This window comes from Stenotrophomonas sp. GD03877, from assembly GCF_029840555.1.
Classification (GTDB): Bacteria; Pseudomonadota; Gammaproteobacteria; order Xanthomonadales; family Xanthomonadaceae; genus Stenotrophomonas; species Stenotrophomonas geniculata.
Genome location: NZ_JAOCCT010000006.1, coordinates 1 through 19,951, shown reverse-complemented (window position 1 = coordinate 19,951; position 19,951 = coordinate 1). Strand labels below are relative to the sequence as shown.

The following is a 19,951-nucleotide window of genomic DNA, read 5'->3' as shown; positions in this document are numbered from 1 at the left end:
ACCATGTCCCAGAACATCGCTCTGCTTACGCTGTCCGTGCTGGCCACGGCAGCCCTTACCAACAACCGTTTCGTCTCCCCGGCGGGCGGCGTAGCAGCTGCCGGCGGCAACGCCTACGGCGTCACGCGCTCCGATGCGGCGATCGGACAACTGGCTCCGGTTGACGTCTTGGGCACGACCCAGGTGACCGCAGGTGCCGCCATTGCTGCGGGCGCTGCCCTTGAGGTCGGCGTCGACGGCAAAGCCGTCACGGCTGACGCGGGCAAGGTCGTCGCCCGCGCGGCACCTGGCGCCAAGGCCGCCGCCGACGGCGACGTGCTCGAAGTGATCCTCATCCCGAACTGACCGGCAAGCGCCGCAGGAGATTTACATGTCCGCACAGATGACCCCCGGCCAGGTTCGCGTCGTTGACCCGATCCTTTCCGAGCACGCCCGTGGCTATCGCCAGGCGCAGCTCGTGGCCACCGCGCTGTTCCCCTTCGCCGATGTCGCCGCCTATGGCGGCCAGGTGATCGAGTTCGGCAAGGAATCCTTCAAGATCTACAACTCCAAGCGTGCCCCTGGCTCGAACACCAAGCGGATCCGCTTTGGCTACCAGGGCAAGCCCTACTCGATCATCCCGAGTGCACTGGAAGCCCTTGTGCCACGCGAGCACATGAAGGACGCCAGCCAGGTGCCTGGCATCAACTTGGGCACGCGAGCTGTCAACACCGCGCTGCGCTCGCTGCTGCTGGAGTACGAGGTGGACAGCGCCAAGATCGCCACCTCCGCCAGCAACTACGACAACGATCACAAGGTGACACTGGCTGGCAACAACGTGTGGTCCAACGCCGCCTCAAACCCGGCGCAGGATGTCGAAACCGGCAAGGAAGCGGTGCGTGACAGCATCGGCTTGTATCCCAACACCATGCTGCTGTCTGCCAAGTCGTTCAAGCAGCTCAAGCAGCATCCGAAGCTGATCGATCGCTCGGCTAACACAGGCGTGCGCAAGGTCACCCTGGACCTGCTCAAGCAGATCTTCGAGATCGACAACATCGTGGTCGGTGGTGGTGTGGTGGCCGACGACAACGGTGCCTTCGGTGACGTCTGGGGTACTTCGGCTGTCTTGGCTTACGTCAGCCCTGGTGCGGACGTGAACGCCAACGTGGAGGAGCCCAGCTATGGCTATGGCTATCGCATCGAAGGCATGCCGCTGGTCGAGCTTCCGTACTGGGATGCGAATGCCAAGAGCTGGATCTACGGCGTCAGCAACGACGCCACCCCGGTTCTGGCCGGTATGGCTGCCGGCTACCTGATTCAGGGCGCCGGCCTGTAATACGCAGCCGGCGACAGGACGTCGCCGGATTGGCTGCCGCTCATCCGTACAACCCAGCGAGCGGCAGCACCAGGCGAACGCGGGCCTGGCTGTGCGGAGCACGGAGAACCATGCGTGACAGCCGGAGAGCACGGCACCACACCTATTCGGAGATCCCGTCGTGGCCAAGCCCCGCACCGCACTGCCCAGCGCACCCAAGACCGTCCAGGACGACAAGCCGGCCGATGCGCCGGAGGTCGCGGAAGAGAAGGCGGCCGATGCGTCGCCGGCAAAGGACGGTTCGGTGCCGGAGGAAGGCCGCGGCGAACCAGAGTCCGCCTCGTCGGCCGTCTCCGCAGCCAATGGAGCCGCAGTGGACCAGCCACAGGGCGATCAGGCAGCGGCTGATCAGGACGACGGCAACGGAGCGGAAGCGTCTGCGCCTGATGCTGCGTCTCTCGATGCTGCTGCGCCTGCTACCGCCACAGCTGGTGACGATGATGCGCCGAGCACCTGGTGCTTCGAAGTACTCAGTCCGTTCAAGCACAACGGCGTGGTCATCAAGCCGCCGGCATGGATCGAGATGACCTGGGACGAGGCCGAGGACTACCAGGATGCTGGCGTCCTCGGTGACGAACCGGCCACTCCGGAAGAGCTGGAGTAACTGGCCGTCATGTCCTACTGCACGCTCGCACTGCTGTCGGCGGCCAAGCTCGCCCAGGAACTGGCGCAGGTGGCCACACCGGAGCGCTATCCGGTCGTGGACGATGCGCTGATGGATGCCACGCTGCTCGGCAGCGATCGCAGTGCCTTCGACCCGGCCGACGTGGCGGTCGCCGATGAGGCGGCCGCGCACGTGCAGCGCGCCTTGGACGACGCCGACGGCGTGATCAACGGCTACCTGGTCATGCGCAAACCCAAACCCTATCCGGTGCCACTGCCGGCGCCGGTACCGGGCATCGTGTCCACCTGGGCGCGATGGATTGCGCGCTACCTGCTGCATAAGGACCGGGTCAACACCGAGGAGCGGACCGATCCGGTGGTGCGCGACTACAAGGAAGCACTGCGCTTTCTGGAGCTGGTGCGCGATGGCAAGTTCAGCCTCGGTGCCGATGACCCGCTGCCTGCGCCCAGTGGCGGCGCCCCCGAGGTCTGCGCACCGCCGCGGGAGTTCAGCCACGGCACCCTGCAGGACTACGGCCGGTGAGCACGCAGCCCTTCGACATTGGCTTGGTGCGCGATCGCATCCGCCAGGGCGTCAGCGACAAGGAACTGCGTCAGGTGCAGGGCAGCGCCGACTATGCCGCAGTCCAGGCGCTGCGCGACTTCCCTGCACCGTGCTGCTACGTGCTGCTGGCCCGCGAGATGCCGCTGGAGACCAAGACCGGCGCTTCGTTTCCCGGGCAGCAGACGCGCCTGGCGCAGTTGGTCGAAGTGAACTTCGCGGTGGTGACCGTGTGCCGCAATTACCGCGAACAGCGCGGCGCCCAGGTGATCGATGAGCTCCGGATCCTGCTGGGCAAGGTTCGCCAACCACTGCTGGGCTGGACGCCGCCCATTGCCGGTGGCCGTGCCTGCCAGCTCATCGAGGGCAACCTCGAGGACTACGACGCCGCTACCGCCCTGTGGGTCGACGTATGGAAGACCCAGGCCCTTCTTCAACCTGAGATCCCCCGATGACCACCCAGAAATACACGATCAAGAAGCCGGGCCTGACGCTGTCGCGCAAGCCCATTGCCGTCGGCGAAACAGTCGAGGTTCCCGCCGACCTGGTGCCTTGGGCAGTCGAACGCGGCTTCATCGACGCCCCCGAGGCTGATTTTTTCCCCAACACGTCGCGCAAGGCCAGTGGCCAGCCGACCACTGCCAGCGCCCAGGAGGCGAAGTAAGCCATGTCCGAGACCGAATATTTCTCCCTGCAGGGGCGCGTGTACCTGGGCCTGCGCAATGCCGACGGCAGCCGCGCGCCGGCGCGCTGGGCGTACGATGCCAGCGTCCTGGAGCTGACCATGTCCAGCTCCCGTGAAACCAAGAAGGAAAGCTGGTCGGGTGTGCGCGGCGTCGGCGCTACCATGACCACCGAGCGCAACCTCGGCGTCAATCTGACCCTGGGCCAGCTCAACACCGATCACCTGGCGCTGGCCACGGACGGCACCCGCATGGAGCTGGCTGCCGGCTCAGCGGCAAACGAGGCCATTGGTACGGTCAAGCCGGGTGACGTGGTCGCATTGGAGTATGCGGCGATCAGCGCGCTGGCACTGGAAGGGGGCACCCCGGCCGCACCGCTGGTGCTGGACACCGACTACACCGTCAACCTGACCACCGGCATCATCACCTTCCTCACCGCTAAGACGGCGGTGGTGGCCAAGACGTACGAGTACGCTGCGCACAGCCTGGTGAAGGTCTTCGAAAGCACCAAGTCCGAGTACTACGTGCTCTTCGACGGCGTCAACAGCGTTGACGGCACCACGATGCGCTTCCGCGGCGAGGTGCACCGCGTCACCTTCCCGGCCTCGGAGACGCTGTCGCTGATCAACGACACCTTCGGTGAGATTGCGCTCACCGGCGAGGCCAAGATCGACCCGGTCCGCCAGGCAGATCCGCGCTTCGGCCTGTACGCCCGTGCCCTGCTGGTGGATGCAGCCTGATGGCCAAGGTGATCGGCAATGTCGGTCAACAGCCCTCCGGATCCGGCTCTAAGGATCCGGGGGCCGTAGCCGGTGAGCTGGACGTGCTGGCCGGCCAGCAGCAGGGGCAGCTCGGCGGAAAGACCATCACAGTGCGCGAATACGGCTTCTTTGAGGCCGCTCGCATCCTGCAGACCGCCGCACCACTGGTTGGGGATCTGCAGCCGATGTTCGAAGGCACCGATCCGCCTTCCATGCTGCAGGTGATGGATGCACTTATGTCCCACCCGGACCTGATCCGGCATCTACTGGCATGTTCGATCGCAGCGCCGCCGGCTGATGCCAAGGATCACGCAGCCGAGGTGCGGGAGCAGGAAGCGTGGCTGGAGACGCTCAACGAATCCGACGGTGAACAGATGCTGCTGTTGTGGTGGCAGGCCAATAGCAGTTTTTTTCTCCGCCGCCTGCTCCGAAACGCCGTCAGTCAAAAGGCAGTCCCGTCGGCTACGGACGCGTCTTCACCGACCTGATCAACGCTGGTTACGGCCACAGCTTTGGCGATATCGGTCGCATGACCAAGCGCCAGATATCCCTCGCCTGGGAGCACGTCCAGGCTCAGCAGCGGCGGGCACGGCGGGAACGCATTACCGACGTCAACGCTGCGTATGCCGGCGGTAATTCGATGACCACCTTGCTGAAGGATCTGAAATAACAATGGCTTCCTCGCGCAACCTCGAACTGGCGATGCGTATCGCCCTGGACATCGAGCAGGTGCGCCAGGCGCTGCCAGTGGTCCAGAAGGGGCTCGCCTCGGTCAAGGGCGCCGGCCAGGATGCCGGCGTCGGCCTGGGCGACGTCACGAAAGAGGCGAAGAAGGCCGCTGATGCCTTGGATCGGGCCGCCCGCAGCAGTGCCGCCTCGGGCAGCCAAATGGAGGATGCTGGCCGGAAGGCGGCCGCCGGCGCGGCGGGCATGGCCACGGCAGGAGAATCAGCCAAGGCCATGTCGGCGGATGTGGCCACCGCCGCAGATCGCGTCCGAACGTCCGGCGCGGCGGTGCAGAAAACAGTGGCCGATGAGATCCGCCTCATCTCCGAGCTCGATGCACGTCTGGAGCGCGGCGCGGCGAGCATGTCCGATCTGGCCGACACCGAGGCGATGCTTGATCGGGTGATGGCGCGCGGCCTGATTACCACCGAGGACTACAACAGCGCGCTCAAGGCGCTGGATAAGCAGGAAGCAGGCCTGGCTCGGTCGGAGCAACAGCGCCAGCGTGCTGTTGAGGGCGCCCTGGGGCGCTATGACAGTGCATCGGTAAAGCTGCAGAAGCTGGAGCGGGACGAGCAGGAGCTCAAGGTGGCGGTGGATGCCGGCCGCATCAGCCGCGAGCAGTACAACCGTGCCCTCGCGGGCATCAATGTCCAACGCAACGCCGTCAAGGTTGCCGAAGCGACCAGCCGCAGCCTGGGCGCCGGGGCGATCTCGGCCGGCCAGTACCAGATGGCCATGCGCCAACTGCCGGCGCAGATCACCGATATCACCACCAGCATCGTCAGCGGCATGCCGATCTGGATGGTGGCCATCCAGCAGGGTGGCCAGCTGAAGGATTCCTTCGGCGGTGTGGTCCCCGCCGCGCGCGCGCTCACCAGTGCGCTCAATCCCGCGGTGGTCGTCCTGGGCGGTGTGGCCGCCGGACTGGGTGTTGTTGGCTTTGCCGCGCTGCAGGGCTACAAGCAGCTGCGAGCCTTCGACGCCGCTGTGATCTCGACAGGCCATTCACTTGGCGTGTCCAGTGGTCAGCTCTATGCCCAGGCGAATGCTGTCGGTGCGGTCACTGGCGAATACTCCGATGCAACGGCAGCTGCGCAGCAACTTGCGGCCAGCGGGAAGCTGACCGCCAACACCCTGTCTACAGCGATCAGCGTCGCAGTCAACCTGGCCAAATTGACGGGCGAGTCGATTGAGGGCACCACCGCCAAGGTGGTCGAGGTCTCCAAGGCGCCTTCGGCCACGCTGGCCAAGCTCAACGAGCAGTACCACTTCCTCACCGCAGCGGTGTACGAACAGGTTCGGGCACTGGAGGACCAGGGCAAGGCGACCGACGCCGCCAAGACAGCGCTGGAGGCCATCGCCAATGTCAGCGACCAGCGTGTCAGAGAAATGGAGTCGCGGGCCGGATATCTGGAGCAGGCGTGGGATGCCGTTGCTCGTACGCTTAAGCGCGTCTGGCAAGGACTGAAGGACATCGGTCGCACCGACTCCGAAGCGATGCTCCGGGCAGAAACTGCGGCGATGCGTGGTACGACCGAGCAACTGCAGCAGGCGTTGAAGAACGGTAATGCCCCAGCCATCGGCTACTACTACGACCAGCAGATCAAGCAGATCGACCGGCTCCGCAAGGCGCGGGCCGCCTACGATCGTGACGTCAATGCCGCCGAGAGCACCGGCCAGGCCCAGCGGGTCCAAGATGCCGGCGTCGAAGCCGCCAAGGCGATCGCTTCAGGTCTCGAAGAGGGTGCCAGCAAGGCCGAGAAGCTGAAGAAGGCAACCGAAGAGGTTGCCAAGCAGTTCCGCGAGTTGCGCAAGGCCAATCCAGGAAGCGACCTCCTCAAGGGTGTCAGCTTCGGCGACGATGGCAGCGTCAGCGGCGGCGCCTATGACAAGCGGGTCGCCCAGCTGCAGGAGAAGTTCAAAGAGCGCACTCGAAAGACGCCCAAGACCGAGAGCCAGAAAGATGAGGCCGCCGCACAGCGGGAGCTGGAGCGGCTCAAGCAGCAGATCGATCTGGTCGGAACGCTGGATGAGACCCGCAAGAAGGCGACCGAAACGTCCCGCATCCAGGCGGCCATTGCCGAGGGGAATTTCCAGAACGCTTCGGCGAAGACCAAGCAGGACCTGCTGGACGAAGCCAAGAAGCTGGATCTGGCCAACCTCCGGGTCGAAGCCGACCGCAAGATGCTGGACATCCGTGATCGCATTGCAGCCTTGCAAGGACGTGGTCCCGACGCAGAGCTGGCCAAGACCACGCGCGAGCTGACGAAGCTGAAGGAAGAGCTGGAGGCTGCGGGCCGAGCAGCGGATGCCGCCGACATTTCCAAACTGATGGATCTGAGCAAGGCCAGTACTGACCTCAAGAATCTGCAGGAGGCCTACGACAGGGTAATTGGCGGGATTGCACTGGAGCAGCAGCGGATTCAGCTGGAGCTGCAGGCTGGCCTGATCACTCAGGCGGGCGCGCAGCAGCGCGTGGTCGATCTCTACCGTCAGCAGTCAGGTGCCCTCCGTGAGCTGGTTCCCCAAATGGAGGCCGCAGCTCAGGCGCTGGGTGATCCTGCTGCCGTGGCAAACGTAGAGCAGATCAAACTCAAGCTGCAGGAGATGGAGGCGACCACAAACCTGCTCCAACAGTCCATCCGTAACACGCTTGAAGGATCGTTCTCGAACCTGTTCACCTCGCTGATCATGCAAACCGATTCGCTATCCGAGTCGGTGCGGAACTTCTTCCTCAGCATCGCCCAAGGCATTGCCGAATTCGCGGCCGCGCAGTTGGCGCAGGCCGCGACCATGAAGTTGATGGGGCTCTTCGCCGGCGACAAAGGGAATGGCGGTGGTGACGGCGCGCAGGACATGGCCAAGGCTGCGGCAGCTACTGCGGCCGCGGGCGCGATCGTCAGTGTGGGTGCCTCCAAACTGGAGACCTCGGCCACCACCCTTGGTTCGTCCAGCGTGGGACTCATTGTCGGCGCGCAGGCGATTTCCCAGGCGGCCCGTCAGATGCAGGCTGCTGCTGCGGCAATGGCCGTTTCCAGCGCGGCCGGCTACTCCAGCGGCGGCTTCACCGGACCGGGTGGCAAGTACCAACTGGCGGGCTTTGTTCACGCCGGTGAGTTCGTCCACCGACAGGAGGTGGTGCGCCAGCCCGGTGCGCTGGCATTCCTGTCGGCCTTCAACCAGGTCGGTATGGCGGCAATCGATCGTTGGCGCGGCTATGCCGACGGAGGGCATGTGGCATCGATGCCCATGCTGCAACGGTCCCCCGTGTTCACCAGCGCAGCTTCGGCGCCGCCGAGCACTGCCGCGCAGTTGGGCTTGCGAGTGATCAACCAGGTGTCGCCGGACCTGCTCGACCAGTACCTGGACGATCCGGGCAGCGACACCACCGTCATCAACAAGATCAACCGCAACTCTGCGGCGATCCGCCAAGTATTGGGACTCTGAACATGGCCTGGGCAACCGACACCGCAGCCAATATCACCGACCTCATGGCCCGCCTTCGGGATTTCCTGACCACCAACGCGGCCCTGGTGGCAGCGAACCAGCAGTGGCAGGTGGTGGGCGGCGTGGCCAGCGGCCCGATCGCGGCCGGCGATTTCGTGTCGCTCAAGGGTCGAGGGTTGGCTGGCGAGGATGAAATCTATGTGTCTTTGCTGGCCCAGGTCGTGCCGGCAAGCAACTACTACAACCTGACCTTGCGCGGGCACATTGCCTATAACCCGGCAGCGCCCAGCATCGATCCGCCCGGCGCCAATTCAAACTACATCTCGATCCTGGGGGTGAACTCCCCGATCAAGTACTGGTTCATCGCCAGCGGGCGTTGCTTCAAGGTCATCACCCGCATCAATGGCCGCTATGACGCCATGTATGCCGGCTTCATCCTTCCCGAGCATCTGCCCGGGGATTGGAGCTACCCGCTGTTCATTGGCGCGTCCTACCTCGGAAGGAACGCCCAGGCATCGCTGGATGACTACTCCCATTCGAACTTCTGGAATCCCAGTGCCGACGGGCGTTCCAACACGAGCCTGAGCCAATCCTATCTATTCACGCCGATGCAATCGTGGTTGCCGATACGTAATGCCTATGGGACCTCGGCCATTGTCACGGGACGGATCGCTTCACCGTGGTGCCGCAGCTTGCGCAACCAGAACGTGCGTGGCTGCCTGGATGGGCAGCGTTGGTTGCAGCGCGGGCAACTGATCGGCATCGGCTGGAGCTCGGGAAGTGTCGATCGCGGCAATCGGGTTGATGAGATGCCCGAAGGCGGCCAGTTCTACGGCAGCTTCGATGGCGTCTTCTACACGCCGTCCTTTGGCGCCACCGCCGAACAGATTGCAACGGTCGGCAGTGTCGATCACCTGCTGGTTCCCAATGTGTTCCGCACTGGTGATGGCGAGTTCGCCGCCTTCGCCCTGGAGTGAAAGATGGCCTACGCCGAGTTCAATAACGTTCCCAACGTCCAGACAGTCATCGACCTGGTGGTTCAGTTTGCCCAGGCCAACGGGTGGACCGTCGAGCGCAACAACCTTGTCGGAACCAATCGCACCGCAACGGTTCGCATTCCCGGGGTCTCCGACTACGTTCACCTGTTCAATGGTGACCAGACATCCTTGGGCTCACGGATTTCCATCGGGTACAACGGCGACGCAGCGGTCACCGCCCAGCCGCTGGCCTCGCCGCGCAATGCGTTTTCCTGGGTGCTCACTGGACCCTTCCCGCGGCTGAAACTGTTCGCCAACGGCACGGCCATCCACGTCGCCCTCGCCCAGGCCGTGGCGGGCGAATACCGTCATCATGCCTTCGGTGTGCTTGAGAAGGCGGGCAGCTACGCTGGTGGGACCTATGCCGATGGCACCTACTGGAACAAGACCGGCAGCTACAGCGGCATGGTCACAACGTCCGGCAGCAACGTCGTCCTATTTGGTCACAATACCAGCGAGACCGGCTGTGGACACGTGCGCGCCGATTCGGTGGAGGATGGACGTGTCAACAGCTACCACCGGCTGTGCAACTACTACGGCGGTGCGCTCGAGACCGAAGGGCAGGCTGGAAGTGGTGTCGGCTCGATCTATCAAACCACGACGTCTTCCAACTACGACAGTCTGTGGCTGGGGTACGCCCTTGCAGGGGCCGACGAGAACACCTTCTCCGGCCGCAGCATCCTGCAGCCCATCGAGCTGAGCATTCGCCGCCCAGGCAGCAGTGCCTATCTGTCGCCCATCGGTAGGGTGCCTGGCTTGCGTGCCTGCTACCTGGAAAAGCTCGAGCCCGAGCAGGAGATCACCATCGGCGAAGACACGTGGATGGTATTTCCTTGGCTGCGCAAGCTGGCCATGAGCAGCGCGACCAACGCGCCTCCGGCCAGCGGCAACTATGGCTGGGCCGTGAAGAAGTCCTGATGGCCATCATTCTCGCCAACCAGAGCAGCACCGGGCCGTACTGGCGTAGTGCCAATCTGGCAGTCCCGCGTACCCGCATCCCGGTACCGTTCACCGCCAGGCTGGCCAGTTCCGTGTTCCGCCTGGGGAGCACCCGTGAGGCCACCATCGTCGAGCCCGAGCAGCGCTCAGCTGGCCCGGCACAGCGCACCTCGTTTGACGACTGGTACTACCGGATCCACGTCCTGCCACTGCGCATTGACTTGGGCAATCTGGTCACCAACCAGGTGCGCTACGTCCAGGTTTGGAACTCCTACCTCCAGCAGCAGACCCTGACCTCGGCAACCCTTGAGAACGGCGAGGGCGTTCAGATGGTGGGTCCCGGCGCACCGCCGCTGCCGTTTGCGCCGCTCCAGCTGCGACGTTGGCAGCTGTCGGTCACGACCGAAGGCCCGCCGGTGATCGCGGCGTCGCTGTCCTACGACTTCGTGGCCCTGGGGCGCCGCACCGTCACGATTACCGGCAATCGCATGTCGGCGTGGATGCTGCCGCCGGATTGGGAGCGGCCTGTCACCGAAACGCTGGCCTGGGCGACCGACGTGCAGCAGTCGATCGGCGGCGGCGAAGCCCGATTCCCATTGCGTGGTTCGCCGAGGCGCTCTTGGGAGTTCAGCGTGCTGGCCGACCGGCGCGAGCGGCAGGTGCTTGAACACGCGCTGTTCGACTGGTCGGCGCGTACCTGGGCGCTGCCGGTCTGGAACGACGTGTCGTGGCTGAGTGCGCGCCTGGCGCTGGGCGTGCAGTCCATCCCGGTACAGGCCGCCACGCAGCGCGACTACCGCCCCGGCGGCCTGGCCATGCTCTGGAAGGACGTCACCACCTACGAGCTGGTCGAGGTGTCGGATATCAACGCCGATGGCCTGCAGCTGGCGCGCCCCACGGCCAATGCCTGGGCACCTGGCACCCGTGTGCTGCCTTGCCGGACGGCTCGTATTGCCGAGACCCCCAGCTTGGAACGCGTGACCGACCAGGTCATGCGGTCGACCGTGCGCCTGGCTGCGGTGGAGACCTGCGACTGGCCGGCAGCTGCGCCGGCGGCTGTCTATCGCGGTCGACCTGTGCTGGAGCAGCGTCCCGACCTCGACCAGGCGCAGACGGCCGAGTTCGGCCGGCAGCTGGTGGTGATCGATGGCGATATCGGCCCTGTTGCCGTCGATGACATCACCGGCAAGGCATGGCCACTGCAGTCACACGCCTGGCAAACCTGGGGACGCACCGAGCAGGCCAATCTGCGCAGCCTGCTGTACTGGCTGCAGGGTCGCGCGGCTGCGCTGTGGGTGCCGTCTTGGGCCGACGATCTGGAGTTGGTCGAGCCAGCCCTGACCACCTCCAGCGGCATCGTGGTCGCCTGGGCGGGCGTAGCCCGCTTCGGGCGTGCTCAGTCCGGCCGGCGCCACCTGCGCATCGAGCTGTTCAGTGGCCAGGTGCTGTACCGGCAGCTGATAGAGGCCACAGAGCTGGATCCACAGCGGGAGTTCCTGCAGCTGGACGCGCCGCACGGCATCGCCCTGCAGCCGAGTGCCATCCGCTTGATCAGCTGGATGGTGCTGGCCCGCCTCAGTTCCGACACCGTGGAGCTGTCCCATGAAACCGATGGTGAGGGCGTCGCGCGTTGCCGCGTGTCCTTCGCCGGCATTGGCGCTGAGGAGAGCGAACCGTGAGCCTGTTCTCCCGCCATGTCGAGCTGTATGAATTTGGGCGCGGTTCCCAGCGTTGGCGCTACACGTCCAGCGATCGGGTCGAGATCTACGATGCGCAGCCGTTCAGCCCCGAGGCGATCAAACGCGGTCGCCTTGGCCAGTCGGCACAGGAGGCCAGGTCCAATCTGGAGGTGACCGTACCGCTGTCCATCTCTTTGGCGTCAGTCCTGCGGCCATTTCCGCCGACCGATCGCATCGTCGTTCGCTGGCGGCGGATCCGGAAGAGCGACGGCGCGATCCGCGGCACCTGGAACGGGGTGCTGAGCGACTTCAGCGAGCGGCAGAATGATCTGCTCCTGACCTGTCAGAGCAATGCCGGCGCCGCTGCGACGAACGGCCTCCGCCGGTGCTGGCAGGCGCAGTGTCCGTTCGCGCTGTTCGACGCCGACTGCGGTCTGAATCCGGAGCTGTTCCGGGTCGATGGCGTGTTGTCAGCCGCATCCGCTCAGACGATCACGTCCACTGCCTTCGCGGCGAAGCCGGACGGTTGGTTCGTCGGTGGATTCATCAAGTGGGTCCAGGGCACGGCCGTCGAGTACCGCTTCGTGGTGGGCCATGTTGGGCCGACCCTCACCTTGCTTACCGCAGCGCCGCTCGCAGCGGGCGCACTGGTATCCGCCTACCCCGGCTGTGGCCACGCCCTGCAGATCTGCCACGAGAAGTTCAACAACGCACCGAACTACGGCGGCCAGCACACCATACCGCCGAAGAACCCCTTCGGACCCGATCCCATCTTCTAAAGGAGCCTCCTATGTGGGTTCAAATCGTCGTAATGATCGTGGCGCTGATCGTCAGTTACGTGATGCGCCCGAAGCCTACGGTTCCGAAGCCGGCCGCCCTGGAGGACTTCAATGTCCCCACCGCCGAGGACGGTCGCGAGTGCAGCATGGTCTTCGGTACGAACTGGATCGATGATCCCAACGTGCTGTTCTACGGCGATCTGCGCACCACACCGATCAAGGTCAAGGGTGGCAAGAAGTGATGGATCGTCCTGTCCTGGTTACCGTCGAGCACGCCCGCGCGGCCAAGCTGGGCGAACACAGCGGCGTGCTGTGCGCCGCCGGCATCCGCAGCTGGATGGATCGTCACGGTCTGGATCTGCGTCGCTTCCTGGATGAAGGCCTGCCGGTAGAGCAGTTCGAAGCGCTGGACGACGCCTTCGCACGGCGCCTGGCGGCGATCGCCCGCGAGGAGGCTGGCCGTGGGTAGTGGCAAGAAACAGACCGTAGGCTATCGCTACTACATGGCCCTCTATATGGGCGAATGCCTCGGCCCGGTGGACGCACTGCGGGAGATCCGCGTAGGCGACCGCAAGGTCTGGGACGGTAGCGCGCAAACGGCATGGACCAAGGTGCTCGGGATGAACATCCCCAGGACGGTGCCTGCCACCGGCCCGATTACGGCGTCTCGCTCGATCACCATCCTGGCGCCGGAGATCTTCGGCGGCGACAAGGGCGAAGGCGGCATCGTCGGCACGCTGGAGGTGCGCATGGGCGAGCCCGCCCAGATGCCAAGCACCTATCTGCAGTCGCTGGTGCCCGGCCCGTGGCCAGCCGCCCGTGGCCTGTTCACGACGGTTTTCAATGGCCAGGTGTCGGCCATGAACCCGTACATCAAGAATTGGACGAAGAAGGTCTCGCGCTGGCGCCAAGGCTGGAAGAAGGGGCTTTGGCAGGGCGACCTGGTGCAGATCGATGAAGGGATGAACCCGGCGCACATCATCTATCAGGTGCGCACAGAGGGCATGGGCCACCCGATCGACGTGATCAACGACGAAAGCTTCCGCAAGGCGGCACAGACGTTGAAGAACGAAGGGTTCGGCCTGTGCCTGAAGTGGTCCCGATCAGTTCCTGCAGGCGAGTTCATGGACATGGTGTGCGACCACATTGGTGGCATGCGCATCGAGGATCCGGTGACGGGGCTGACCGAGCTGGTGCTGGTGCGGCCGGACTATGACCCAGCCACCCTGGAGGAGATCGGCCCGGCGAACATCATCGAGCTGCTGGAGTGGCAACAGCCGATGCTGGAAGGCAGCGTCAATGAGATCACGATCGTCTACCGGGATATCGCCACCAACAAGGACGCAGCTGTCACCTACCAGAACCTGGCCAGCGTTCAGGCGCAGGGCCGGGTCGTCAGCAGTCGCAAGAACTATCCCGGCCTGTGGAACGCTGCGCTCGCGGGGCGGGTTGCGGCGCGCGAAGTGGCGGCAGTGAGCAGCTTGCCCTGCAGGGTGAAGATCCGGGTACGCCAGGATGCCGGCCCCTTCAAACGCGGGCAGGTGCGTGCCCTGTCGTGGCCACGGCGCGGCGTTGCACGCATGCCAGTGCGCATCCTGGACGTCGACGACGGCACACAGACCGACACGGCCGTGGTGTTGACCGTCGTCCAGGACGTCGCCGGCATGGCCGCTGCCAGCTACATCCAGCCTTCGGACAGCGCCTGGGTGGAGCCGGATACCAAGCCCAAGCCGGTCACCGTGCAGCGCCTGCAGGAGGCCAGCTACCGCGACCTGGCCACGGCGCTTGGGGCGTCGGAGCTGGCTGCGGTATCGCCTGACGTCGGCTACCTGACCTCGATCGGTGTACGGCCGACCTCGGTGGCGTTCGGCTACACGTTGCAGACCCGGTTGGGAAGCGCGCCGTTCGCCGAGGCGGGCGCAGCCGACTTCGCTCCCACTGGCCTGCTGATCACCGCAATGACGGCCACCACAACGGCGATCGCGCTGTCCGCCGGCGTCAGCCTGGACATGATCGAGGTCGGCACCGAGGCGCTGATCGATGACGAGCTGGTCCGGGTGGTCTCGATCGACCCGGTGGCGGCGACGCTGACCGTGGCCCGTGGCTGCGTGGACACTGTGCCGATGCCGCATGCCGTGGGTACGCGGGTGTGGTTCACCGACGAATATGTCGGCTTCGATGGCCGTGAGTACATGGCCAACGAATCGCCCCAGGCGAAGCTGATCACCCGCACCAGCCAGGGCGAGCTGAACCCGGATCTGGCCACGACGATCGGATTGACGCTGCAACGTCGCCAGATCCGGCCTTATCCGCCCGGCCGCTTGCGCCTTCAGGGCGAGGCCTACCCGCCAGAGCTGTGGACCTTCGGCACCGAACTGACAGTGCAGTGGGCGCACCGCGATCGCATCCTGCAGGCCGACCAGCTGGTCGACACCACGCAGGGCAACATCGGGCCGGAGCCAGGCACTACCTACACCGTTCGCTGGTACCTCGCTGGCGCATTGGTGCGGACGCAGTCAGCCATCAGCGGCACGACCGACACCTACACGCCGCCCGATGGGAGCGGTGGAAAGCAGATCCGTGTCGAGGTCGAGGCCATCCGTGACGGCTACCGCAGCTGGCAGATCCAGCAGCACACCTTCCTGTACCGCGCGCAGCTGGTGACCGAGGCGGCCGATCGCCTGGTCACCGAAGCGGGCGACCCCCTGATTCTGGAGTAACGAAAATGGTCGACGTAAAGATCTCTGGCCTGCCGGCTGCCGCCGCGCTCACCGGCAATGAGGCGATTCCTGCTGTCCAAGGGGGCGGCAATGTGAAGATCCTGGTCAGTGCGATTCGGGCGGGACTGCTTAACGTGGCTGGCATGGACCCACCTGCCGCCGACAAGTCCCTCTACTACACCGGCTTGGCGTGGGCGACCTACGACCTTACCAGCGTCGGCCGCACCCTCCTTGCCGCCACTACCCAGGCCGCGCAGCGGACGGCGCTGGGTGCGGCGGCCAGCGGCGCAAACACGGATATCACTTCGATCTCAGTTGATGATCTTGTTCTGAATGGAGTTACGAGGCTCACACTCCAAGTGGCTGGTGGCACGACAACGGGCCCGAGAATCACCAGTTATCCAGCTAGCAACCCATCATTCCCCGGCAACATCTACTACGACCTTCCTGTAAGTTCCAGTCAGATGCTTATTGGTCTTTACGCAGGATCAGTCAAGAATTTGCGCGCATATGCGACAGGAATTACGTGGATCAGCGACAGGGTAATCGTAGACAACCCTGCGAATAATGTTCGACCAAATACTTCGAATTCCACTGCGTTAGGGGCATCGACGGCGGTTTGGTCGAATCTCTACGTTCAGAATGCACCCATTGTCGGTTCCGACGAGCGCCTCAAGACTGAACCGCGCCCGCTGTCGGAGGCTGAGCGCAAGGCAGGTTCGAAGCTGGCCCGGCTTCCGGCGATCTGGGAGTGGCTGACTGGCGACCGGCTGCACGCTGGCCCGACTGTGCAGGCAGCAATGGCCGTGATGAGCGTGCACGGCCTCGATCCGTTCGCCTATTCGTTCATCTGCTACGACGAGTGGGAGGCTGAGCCGGAGCAGTGGCACGAGTGGCCCGCCAGGGACGCGTTACTCGATGACGATGGCACCGAGCTTGAACCAGCGGTCGAGGCTGGGCGCGAGCTGATGCAGCGCGCACGCGAAGCGGGCAACCGCTACAGCTTCCGCAAAGAGGAACTGCTGTGCTTCATGGTCTCGGCGCTGGCGGCGGAGAGCGATGCGATGGCGTCCAAGGTGGAGGCGTTGGACGCCCGCCTGATGGCCCTCGAGTCCGACAAGTAGTTCGAGAACTGGGCGCCGGCCGATCAGCGGGAACTGATCGGCCGACGCCGCAACACACGCGACAGCCCGCGTGCAATTGGCCAAGGCCCAGCCCCCTCGCGCGGGGAGGCTCAGTCTGGCCGAGATTCATCGCAGAGGCTGAGAATGAAGACCACAACGCTGTTCCCCTGGCCGGGCGGGAAGACCCGCCTACTGCCGCACCTGCTGCCGCTGGTGGCCGAGAACCCCCACCGTACCTATGTCGAGGCATTCGCTGGTGGCGCGGCTCTGCTGTTCGCCAGGGAGCCGGCCAGGGCTGAAGTCCTAAACGACTGCCACGGCGAGCTGGTGCGCTTGTATCGGGTGGTGGCCAACCACCTGGAAGAGTTCGTCCGCCAGTTCAAATGGGCGCTGACGAGCCGCGAGATGTTCAGATGGTGCCAGCTCCAGCACCCGGACACCCTGACCGACATCCAACGTGCCGCACGCTTCTACTACCTGCAGCGACTGGCTTGGGGTGGCAAGGCGACCGGCCAGACTCCCGGTTTCGGCCGGGGCGGTAAGGGCCTCAACCTGCTGCGCATTGAGGAGGATCTGAGCGCAGCGCACCTCCGGCTTCACAAGGTCACTGTCGAGCACCTGCCCTGGCAGCAGTGCATGGCCAAGTACGATGCCGCCGACAGCCTGTTCTTCCTCGATCCGCCGTACTGGGAGACCGAGGGGTACGGTGCTCCCTTTGGCATGGACCAGTATCAAGAGCTCGCCCGTCAGATGGCGGGGCTACGTGGCGTGGCCATCCTGACGATCAACGATCACCCGGCCATGCGGGAGGTCTTCAGTCAGTTCAGGGATCGGGTGGTGCCAATCCGCTACACGATCGGCCGCCAGGCTGTTCAGCGGAGGGAGCTGATCTACACGACCTGGTAGGGAAGCCAGGGCACGGGGCGGTTTCCGCCCCGTGCAATTTCATTCCGCTGGGCGCAACATTGGCCGCCTACCGTTTATCTCACCTCGGGCGGGCGATTTATCGCGCGCCGTTACAGCCGCGGCGTGGCCGTTGTCGTTTGCTGATCCAGGAGTCGCCGATGTCCGTTGCATCCTCCCGTCCCCCCGATACCGGCCGCCTGCCGCATCTGCAGCAGCTCGCCCGCCGCGCTGACCGCCACCTGCAGATCGGCAGCGCGGCACTGGCCTTGGCTGGCCTGGTGCTGGCCCTGCGTGGCCCGCAGCTGCAGGCCGCCGCGTTGGCGTCCGTCGCCGTGCTGCCAGCCGCCTGGTTGGGCGGACTGCAGTCAGGCCGGGCCGTCGCCCGCAACGGTCTGGCACTGCTGTTGTCGCTGCAGCTGGCCGTGTTGTGCGCGATCGTCAGCCTGTCACCGGCATTGCCGATTGCGCTGCTGCTGGGCGTGCTGCTGGGCCACCGCGATCGCCTTCCGGTGTGGCTGGCCGGTGGCGTCGGTACGCTCGCCCTGCTGGCACCGTTGCAGGGTGATGCCGCGCTATGGCCAACGTTGCTGCAGGCCGGCATGTTCGCGGCCCTGACCCTGTTCCTCGGCCAGGTCGCGCTGCGCCTTCGCCAGCAGACCGAGGCCCTTGGCCACGGCCCGCGTCGTCTTGCCGCGCTGGCACGCGATATCGCCACCGGTGCCGATCTTGGTGCACATGCCGACACCAGCGCCTATGCACCGGGTTCACTCGCCCACGCCCTGGCCGACACCGCACGCCACGTGCAGGCACAGCGTGCACGCGAGGCAGCGGCGCATGCCGAGAACGCGCAGATCCGCCAGGCGCTGGATGCCTCGCGCACCGCGATGATGATCGCTGACAACGACCACGTGATCCGCTATGTGAACCGCTCGGTGGTAGCCCTGCTGCGCAACCAGCAGGCGACGCTGCGCCAGGCCTTCCCTGACTTCGATGCCGAACGCCTGGTCGGCAGCAGCATCCATCGTTTCCATGCCAACCCGGACCGTATCCGCGCGATCCTCAACGGCCTGCAGGTCACGCACAACGGCAAGGTGCAGATCGGCCCGGTGCACTTCGCCCAGGTGGTCACCCCGGTGTTCGACGCGCAGGGCGTGCGCCTGGGCTTCGCCGTGGAGTGGCATGACCGCACCCATGAGCTCGCGCTGGAGAATGCCGTGGCCGGCATCGTTGCAGCGGCAGCGGCCGGTGACCTCGACCAGCGCCTGCAGGCCACTGAAGGTGCCAGCTTCCTCGATGGCCTTACCGGTGGCATCAACCAGCTGCTCGATACGCTCGGCAGCACCGTCAACGAAGTGCGGCAGATGCTCTCGGCATTGGCCAACGGTGATCTGGATCGGCGCATGCACGGCGAATATCACGGCGCTTTCGCCGCGATCCAGCGCGATGCCAATGCCACGGCCGGGCAGTTGGCACGCATGGTCGGTCGCATCCAGGAATGTGCGGCGTCGATCAGTACCGCCGCCAGCGAGATTGCCGCCGGCAACGGCGCATTGTCCGAGCGCAGTGAGCGCCAGGCCGCGCACCTGCAGGAGACTGCAGCATCGATGGAGGAACTCACCGCCACCGTTCGCCAGAACGCCGCCCATGCGCGTGAGGCCAGTGCGTTGGCCGCCTCCACGCAGAGCGCTGCCAGTGACGGCAACACGGCCATGCAGCGGGTGGTGGATACCATGCAAGCCATCGAAGGTGCCTCGAAGCGGATCGGCGACATCACCGGCGTCATCGACGGCATTGCCTTCCAGACCAATATCCTGGCGTTGAACGCAGCGGTGGAGGCAGCACGCGCCGGCGAGCAGGGCCGAGGCTTTGCCGTGGTGGCCAGCGAGGTGCGCGTGCTGGCACAGCGTTCGGCGGCGGCCGCACAGGAGATCAAGAAGCTGATCGACGAAGCGGGCCGGCAGGTGGGCGAAGGTGCCCAGCTGGTGGCCGACGCCGGGCAGCGCATGCAGGGTATTGTCGACGGCGTGGAGGATGTCAGCCACCTGATGCGCGAGATTTCTGCAGCGTCGCAGGAGCAGTCGATCGGTATCGAGCAGATCAACCAGACCGTGGTGCAGATGGATCAGGCCACGCAGCAGAACGCGGCGCTGGTGGAAGAAGCCACCGCTGCCGCACGTGAGCTGCAGTCGCAGGCGGGGACGCTGACTGAGGCGGTCTCGGTGTTCCGCCAGCAGGAAGCACATGAGGAGGCTCTGGTCGCCTGATCCCGTTTTTCAGGTGATCCCGATGAAGACGGCGCCCGCGGGGCGCCGTTTTTTTGCGTGTTGTGCGTGATGGGTCACGCCGGTAGCGGCCCGAACTGGTTGGCGCCGTGGTTTCTCGCGGAGAGCATCCACGCGCGGCGTGGACCTATTCGGCAAACGATTGCGGCGCGGGCCTGCTGTGGGTAGTTGCCAACCTTGGTCGGCGCCTTGGTTCCTCGCGGAGAGCATCCACGCATGGCGTGGATCTCCCGCTGATCCCTCTGCCATCGGTAGTCGCCAACCTTGGTTGGCGCCGCCGCTCGCGGCGGTTCCATCAACGCGTCTGCCGGCCAGCGGACGGTACTACCGGCGTTTCCTGCGCCCA

General features: G+C 65.1%; 20 protein-coding genes. All 20 read left to right on the top strand.

The features are described 5' to 3' along the window. Nucleotides 1-3 precede the first annotated feature (3 nt). The 20 genes from N5D20_RS06085 (at nucleotide 4) to N5D20_RS05990 (ending at nucleotide 19,587) form a co-directional block, all read left to right on the top strand. Nucleotides 4-345, top strand: coding sequence for a capsid cement protein (locus tag N5D20_RS06085; protein ID WP_049399127.1), 342 nt, complete (start codon nucleotides 4-6; stop codon nucleotides 343-345). 25 nt (nucleotides 346-370) lie between these two features. Beyond that, entirely contained in the window at nucleotides 371-1,315 is a 945-nt protein-coding gene (locus N5D20_RS06080) for a hypothetical protein (protein WP_008266322.1), read from the top strand. A 160-nt stretch (nucleotides 1,316-1,475) separates the two neighbouring features. Further along, entirely contained in the window at nucleotides 1,476-1,958 is a 483-nt protein-coding gene (locus N5D20_RS06075) for a hypothetical protein (protein WP_008268824.1), read from the top strand. Between the two features lie 9 nt (nucleotides 1,959-1,967). Continuing rightward, a complete protein-coding gene (locus tag N5D20_RS06070; RefSeq protein ID WP_008268301.1) occupies nucleotides 1,968-2,501 on the top strand; it encodes a DUF1320 domain-containing protein in 534 nt (177 codons plus the stop codon). After that, a complete protein-coding gene (locus tag N5D20_RS06065; protein WP_040006690.1) occupies nucleotides 2,498-2,974 on the top strand; it encodes a hypothetical protein in 477 nt (158 codons plus the stop codon). The genes N5D20_RS06070 and N5D20_RS06065 overlap by 4 nt, the downstream gene beginning before the upstream one ends. Next, entirely contained in the window at nucleotides 2,971-3,183 is a 213-nt protein-coding gene (locus N5D20_RS06060; RefSeq protein WP_008265068.1) for a hypothetical protein, read from the top strand. Before N5D20_RS06065 ends, N5D20_RS06060 begins: the two co-directional genes overlap by 4 nt. Before the next feature lie 3 nt (nucleotides 3,184-3,186). Continuing rightward, the gene (locus tag N5D20_RS06055; protein ID WP_008268825.1) at nucleotides 3,187-3,942 is read left to right on the top strand and encodes a hypothetical protein; all 756 of its coding nucleotides are present in this window, start codon (nucleotides 3,187-3,189) and stop codon (nucleotides 3,940-3,942) included. Next, entirely contained in the window at nucleotides 3,942-4,451 is a 510-nt protein-coding gene (locus tag N5D20_RS06050; RefSeq protein WP_040006693.1) for a DUF6631 family protein, read from the top strand. The genes N5D20_RS06055 and N5D20_RS06050 overlap by 1 nt, the downstream gene beginning before the upstream one ends. Before the next feature lie 41 nt (nucleotides 4,452-4,492). Further along, a complete protein-coding gene (locus N5D20_RS06045; RefSeq protein ID WP_008266411.1) occupies nucleotides 4,493-4,633 on the top strand; it encodes a hypothetical protein in 141 nt (46 codons plus the stop codon). Nucleotides 4,634-4,635: 2 nt separating this feature from the next. Continuing rightward, nucleotides 4,636-8,139: a phage tail length tape measure family protein gene (locus N5D20_RS06040; RefSeq protein WP_049399126.1), complete on the top strand. Its 3,504-nt coding sequence runs from the start codon at nucleotides 4,636-4,638 to the stop codon at nucleotides 8,137-8,139. 2 nt (nucleotides 8,140-8,141) lie between these two features. After that, on the top strand, nucleotides 8,142-9,116 hold the full coding sequence (locus N5D20_RS06035; protein ID WP_049399125.1) for a hypothetical protein: 975 nt from the start codon (nucleotides 8,142-8,144) through the stop codon (nucleotides 9,114-9,116). Between the two features lie 3 nt (nucleotides 9,117-9,119). Further along, on the top strand, nucleotides 9,120-10,094 hold the full coding sequence (locus N5D20_RS06030) for a hypothetical protein (protein WP_049399124.1): 975 nt from the start codon (nucleotides 9,120-9,122) through the stop codon (nucleotides 10,092-10,094). Then, entirely contained in the window at nucleotides 10,094-11,794 is a 1,701-nt protein-coding gene (locus N5D20_RS06025; protein ID WP_049399123.1) for a hypothetical protein, read from the top strand. The genes N5D20_RS06030 and N5D20_RS06025 overlap by 1 nt, the downstream gene beginning before the upstream one ends. After that, on the top strand, nucleotides 11,791-12,573 hold the full coding sequence (locus N5D20_RS06020; RefSeq protein WP_049399122.1) for a phage BR0599 family protein: 783 nt from the start codon (nucleotides 11,791-11,793) through the stop codon (nucleotides 12,571-12,573). Before N5D20_RS06025 ends, N5D20_RS06020 begins: the two co-directional genes overlap by 4 nt. An 11-nt stretch (nucleotides 12,574-12,584) precedes the next feature. Then, on the top strand, nucleotides 12,585-12,815 hold the full coding sequence (locus N5D20_RS06015; RefSeq protein WP_040006695.1) for a hypothetical protein: 231 nt from the start codon (nucleotides 12,585-12,587) through the stop codon (nucleotides 12,813-12,815). Further along, on the top strand, nucleotides 12,815-13,042 hold the full coding sequence (locus N5D20_RS06010) for a hypothetical protein (protein WP_049399121.1): 228 nt from the start codon (nucleotides 12,815-12,817) through the stop codon (nucleotides 13,040-13,042). The genes N5D20_RS06015 and N5D20_RS06010 overlap by 1 nt, the downstream gene beginning before the upstream one ends. After that, complete coding sequence (locus N5D20_RS06005; RefSeq protein ID WP_197578226.1) at nucleotides 13,035-15,293, top strand: hypothetical protein; 2,259 nt, start codon at nucleotides 13,035-13,037, stop codon at nucleotides 15,291-15,293. Before N5D20_RS06010 ends, N5D20_RS06005 begins: the two co-directional genes overlap by 8 nt. 5 nt (nucleotides 15,294-15,298) lie before the next feature. Further along, a complete protein-coding gene (locus tag N5D20_RS06000; protein WP_197578225.1) occupies nucleotides 15,299-16,417 on the top strand; it encodes a tail fiber domain-containing protein in 1,119 nt (372 codons plus the stop codon). Nucleotides 16,418-16,561: 144 nt separating this feature from the next. Then, on the top strand, nucleotides 16,562-17,323 hold the full coding sequence (locus tag N5D20_RS05995; RefSeq protein WP_125892607.1) for a DNA adenine methylase: 762 nt from the start codon (nucleotides 16,562-16,564) through the stop codon (nucleotides 17,321-17,323). 158 nt (nucleotides 17,324-17,481) lie between these two features. Next, nucleotides 17,482-19,587, top strand: a complete 2,106-nt coding sequence (locus tag N5D20_RS05990) for a methyl-accepting chemotaxis protein (protein WP_197578164.1) — start codon at nucleotides 17,482-17,484, stop codon at nucleotides 19,585-19,587. Nucleotides 19,588-19,951: the final 364 nt, after the last annotated feature.

Excerpts from the sequence above, each read along its gene's own strand:
- N5D20_RS06025 (WP_049399123.1), top strand. The coding sequence starts at position 10,094 with ATGGCCATCATTCTCGCCAACCAGAGCAGCACCGGGCCGTACTGGCGT.
- N5D20_RS06045 (WP_008266411.1), top strand. The coding sequence starts at position 4,493 with ATGACCAAGCGCCAGATATCCCTCGCCTGGGAGCACGTCCAGGCTCAG.
- N5D20_RS06085 (WP_049399127.1), top strand. The coding sequence starts at position 4 with ATGTCCCAGAACATCGCTCTGCTTACGCTGTCCGTGCTGGCCACGGCA.
- N5D20_RS05990 (WP_197578164.1), top strand. The coding sequence starts at position 17,482 with ATGTCCGTTGCATCCTCCCGTCCCCCCGATACCGGCCGCCTGCCGCAT.
- N5D20_RS06070 (WP_008268301.1), top strand. The coding sequence starts at position 1,968 with ATGTCCTACTGCACGCTCGCACTGCTGTCGGCGGCCAAGCTCGCCCAG.
- N5D20_RS06060 (WP_008265068.1), top strand. The coding sequence starts at position 2,971 with ATGACCACCCAGAAATACACGATCAAGAAGCCGGGCCTGACGCTGTCG.
- N5D20_RS06050 (WP_040006693.1), top strand. The coding sequence starts at position 3,942 with ATGGCCAAGGTGATCGGCAATGTCGGTCAACAGCCCTCCGGATCCGGC.
- N5D20_RS05995 (WP_125892607.1), top strand. The coding sequence starts at position 16,562 with ATGAAGACCACAACGCTGTTCCCCTGGCCGGGCGGGAAGACCCGCCTA.
- N5D20_RS06080 (WP_008266322.1), top strand. The coding sequence starts at position 371 with ATGTCCGCACAGATGACCCCCGGCCAGGTTCGCGTCGTTGACCCGATC.
- N5D20_RS06010 (WP_049399121.1), top strand. The coding sequence starts at position 12,815 with ATGGATCGTCCTGTCCTGGTTACCGTCGAGCACGCCCGCGCGGCCAAG.
- N5D20_RS06055 (WP_008268825.1), top strand. The coding sequence starts at position 3,187 with ATGTCCGAGACCGAATATTTCTCCCTGCAGGGGCGCGTGTACCTGGGC.
- N5D20_RS06040 (WP_049399126.1), top strand. The coding sequence starts at position 4,636 with ATGGCTTCCTCGCGCAACCTCGAACTGGCGATGCGTATCGCCCTGGAC.
- N5D20_RS06035 (WP_049399125.1), top strand. The coding sequence starts at position 8,142 with ATGGCCTGGGCAACCGACACCGCAGCCAATATCACCGACCTCATGGCC.
- N5D20_RS06015 (WP_040006695.1), top strand. The coding sequence starts at position 12,585 with ATGTGGGTTCAAATCGTCGTAATGATCGTGGCGCTGATCGTCAGTTAC.
- N5D20_RS06000 (WP_197578225.1), top strand. The coding sequence starts at position 15,299 with ATGGTCGACGTAAAGATCTCTGGCCTGCCGGCTGCCGCCGCGCTCACC.
- N5D20_RS06030 (WP_049399124.1), top strand. The coding sequence starts at position 9,120 with ATGGCCTACGCCGAGTTCAATAACGTTCCCAACGTCCAGACAGTCATC.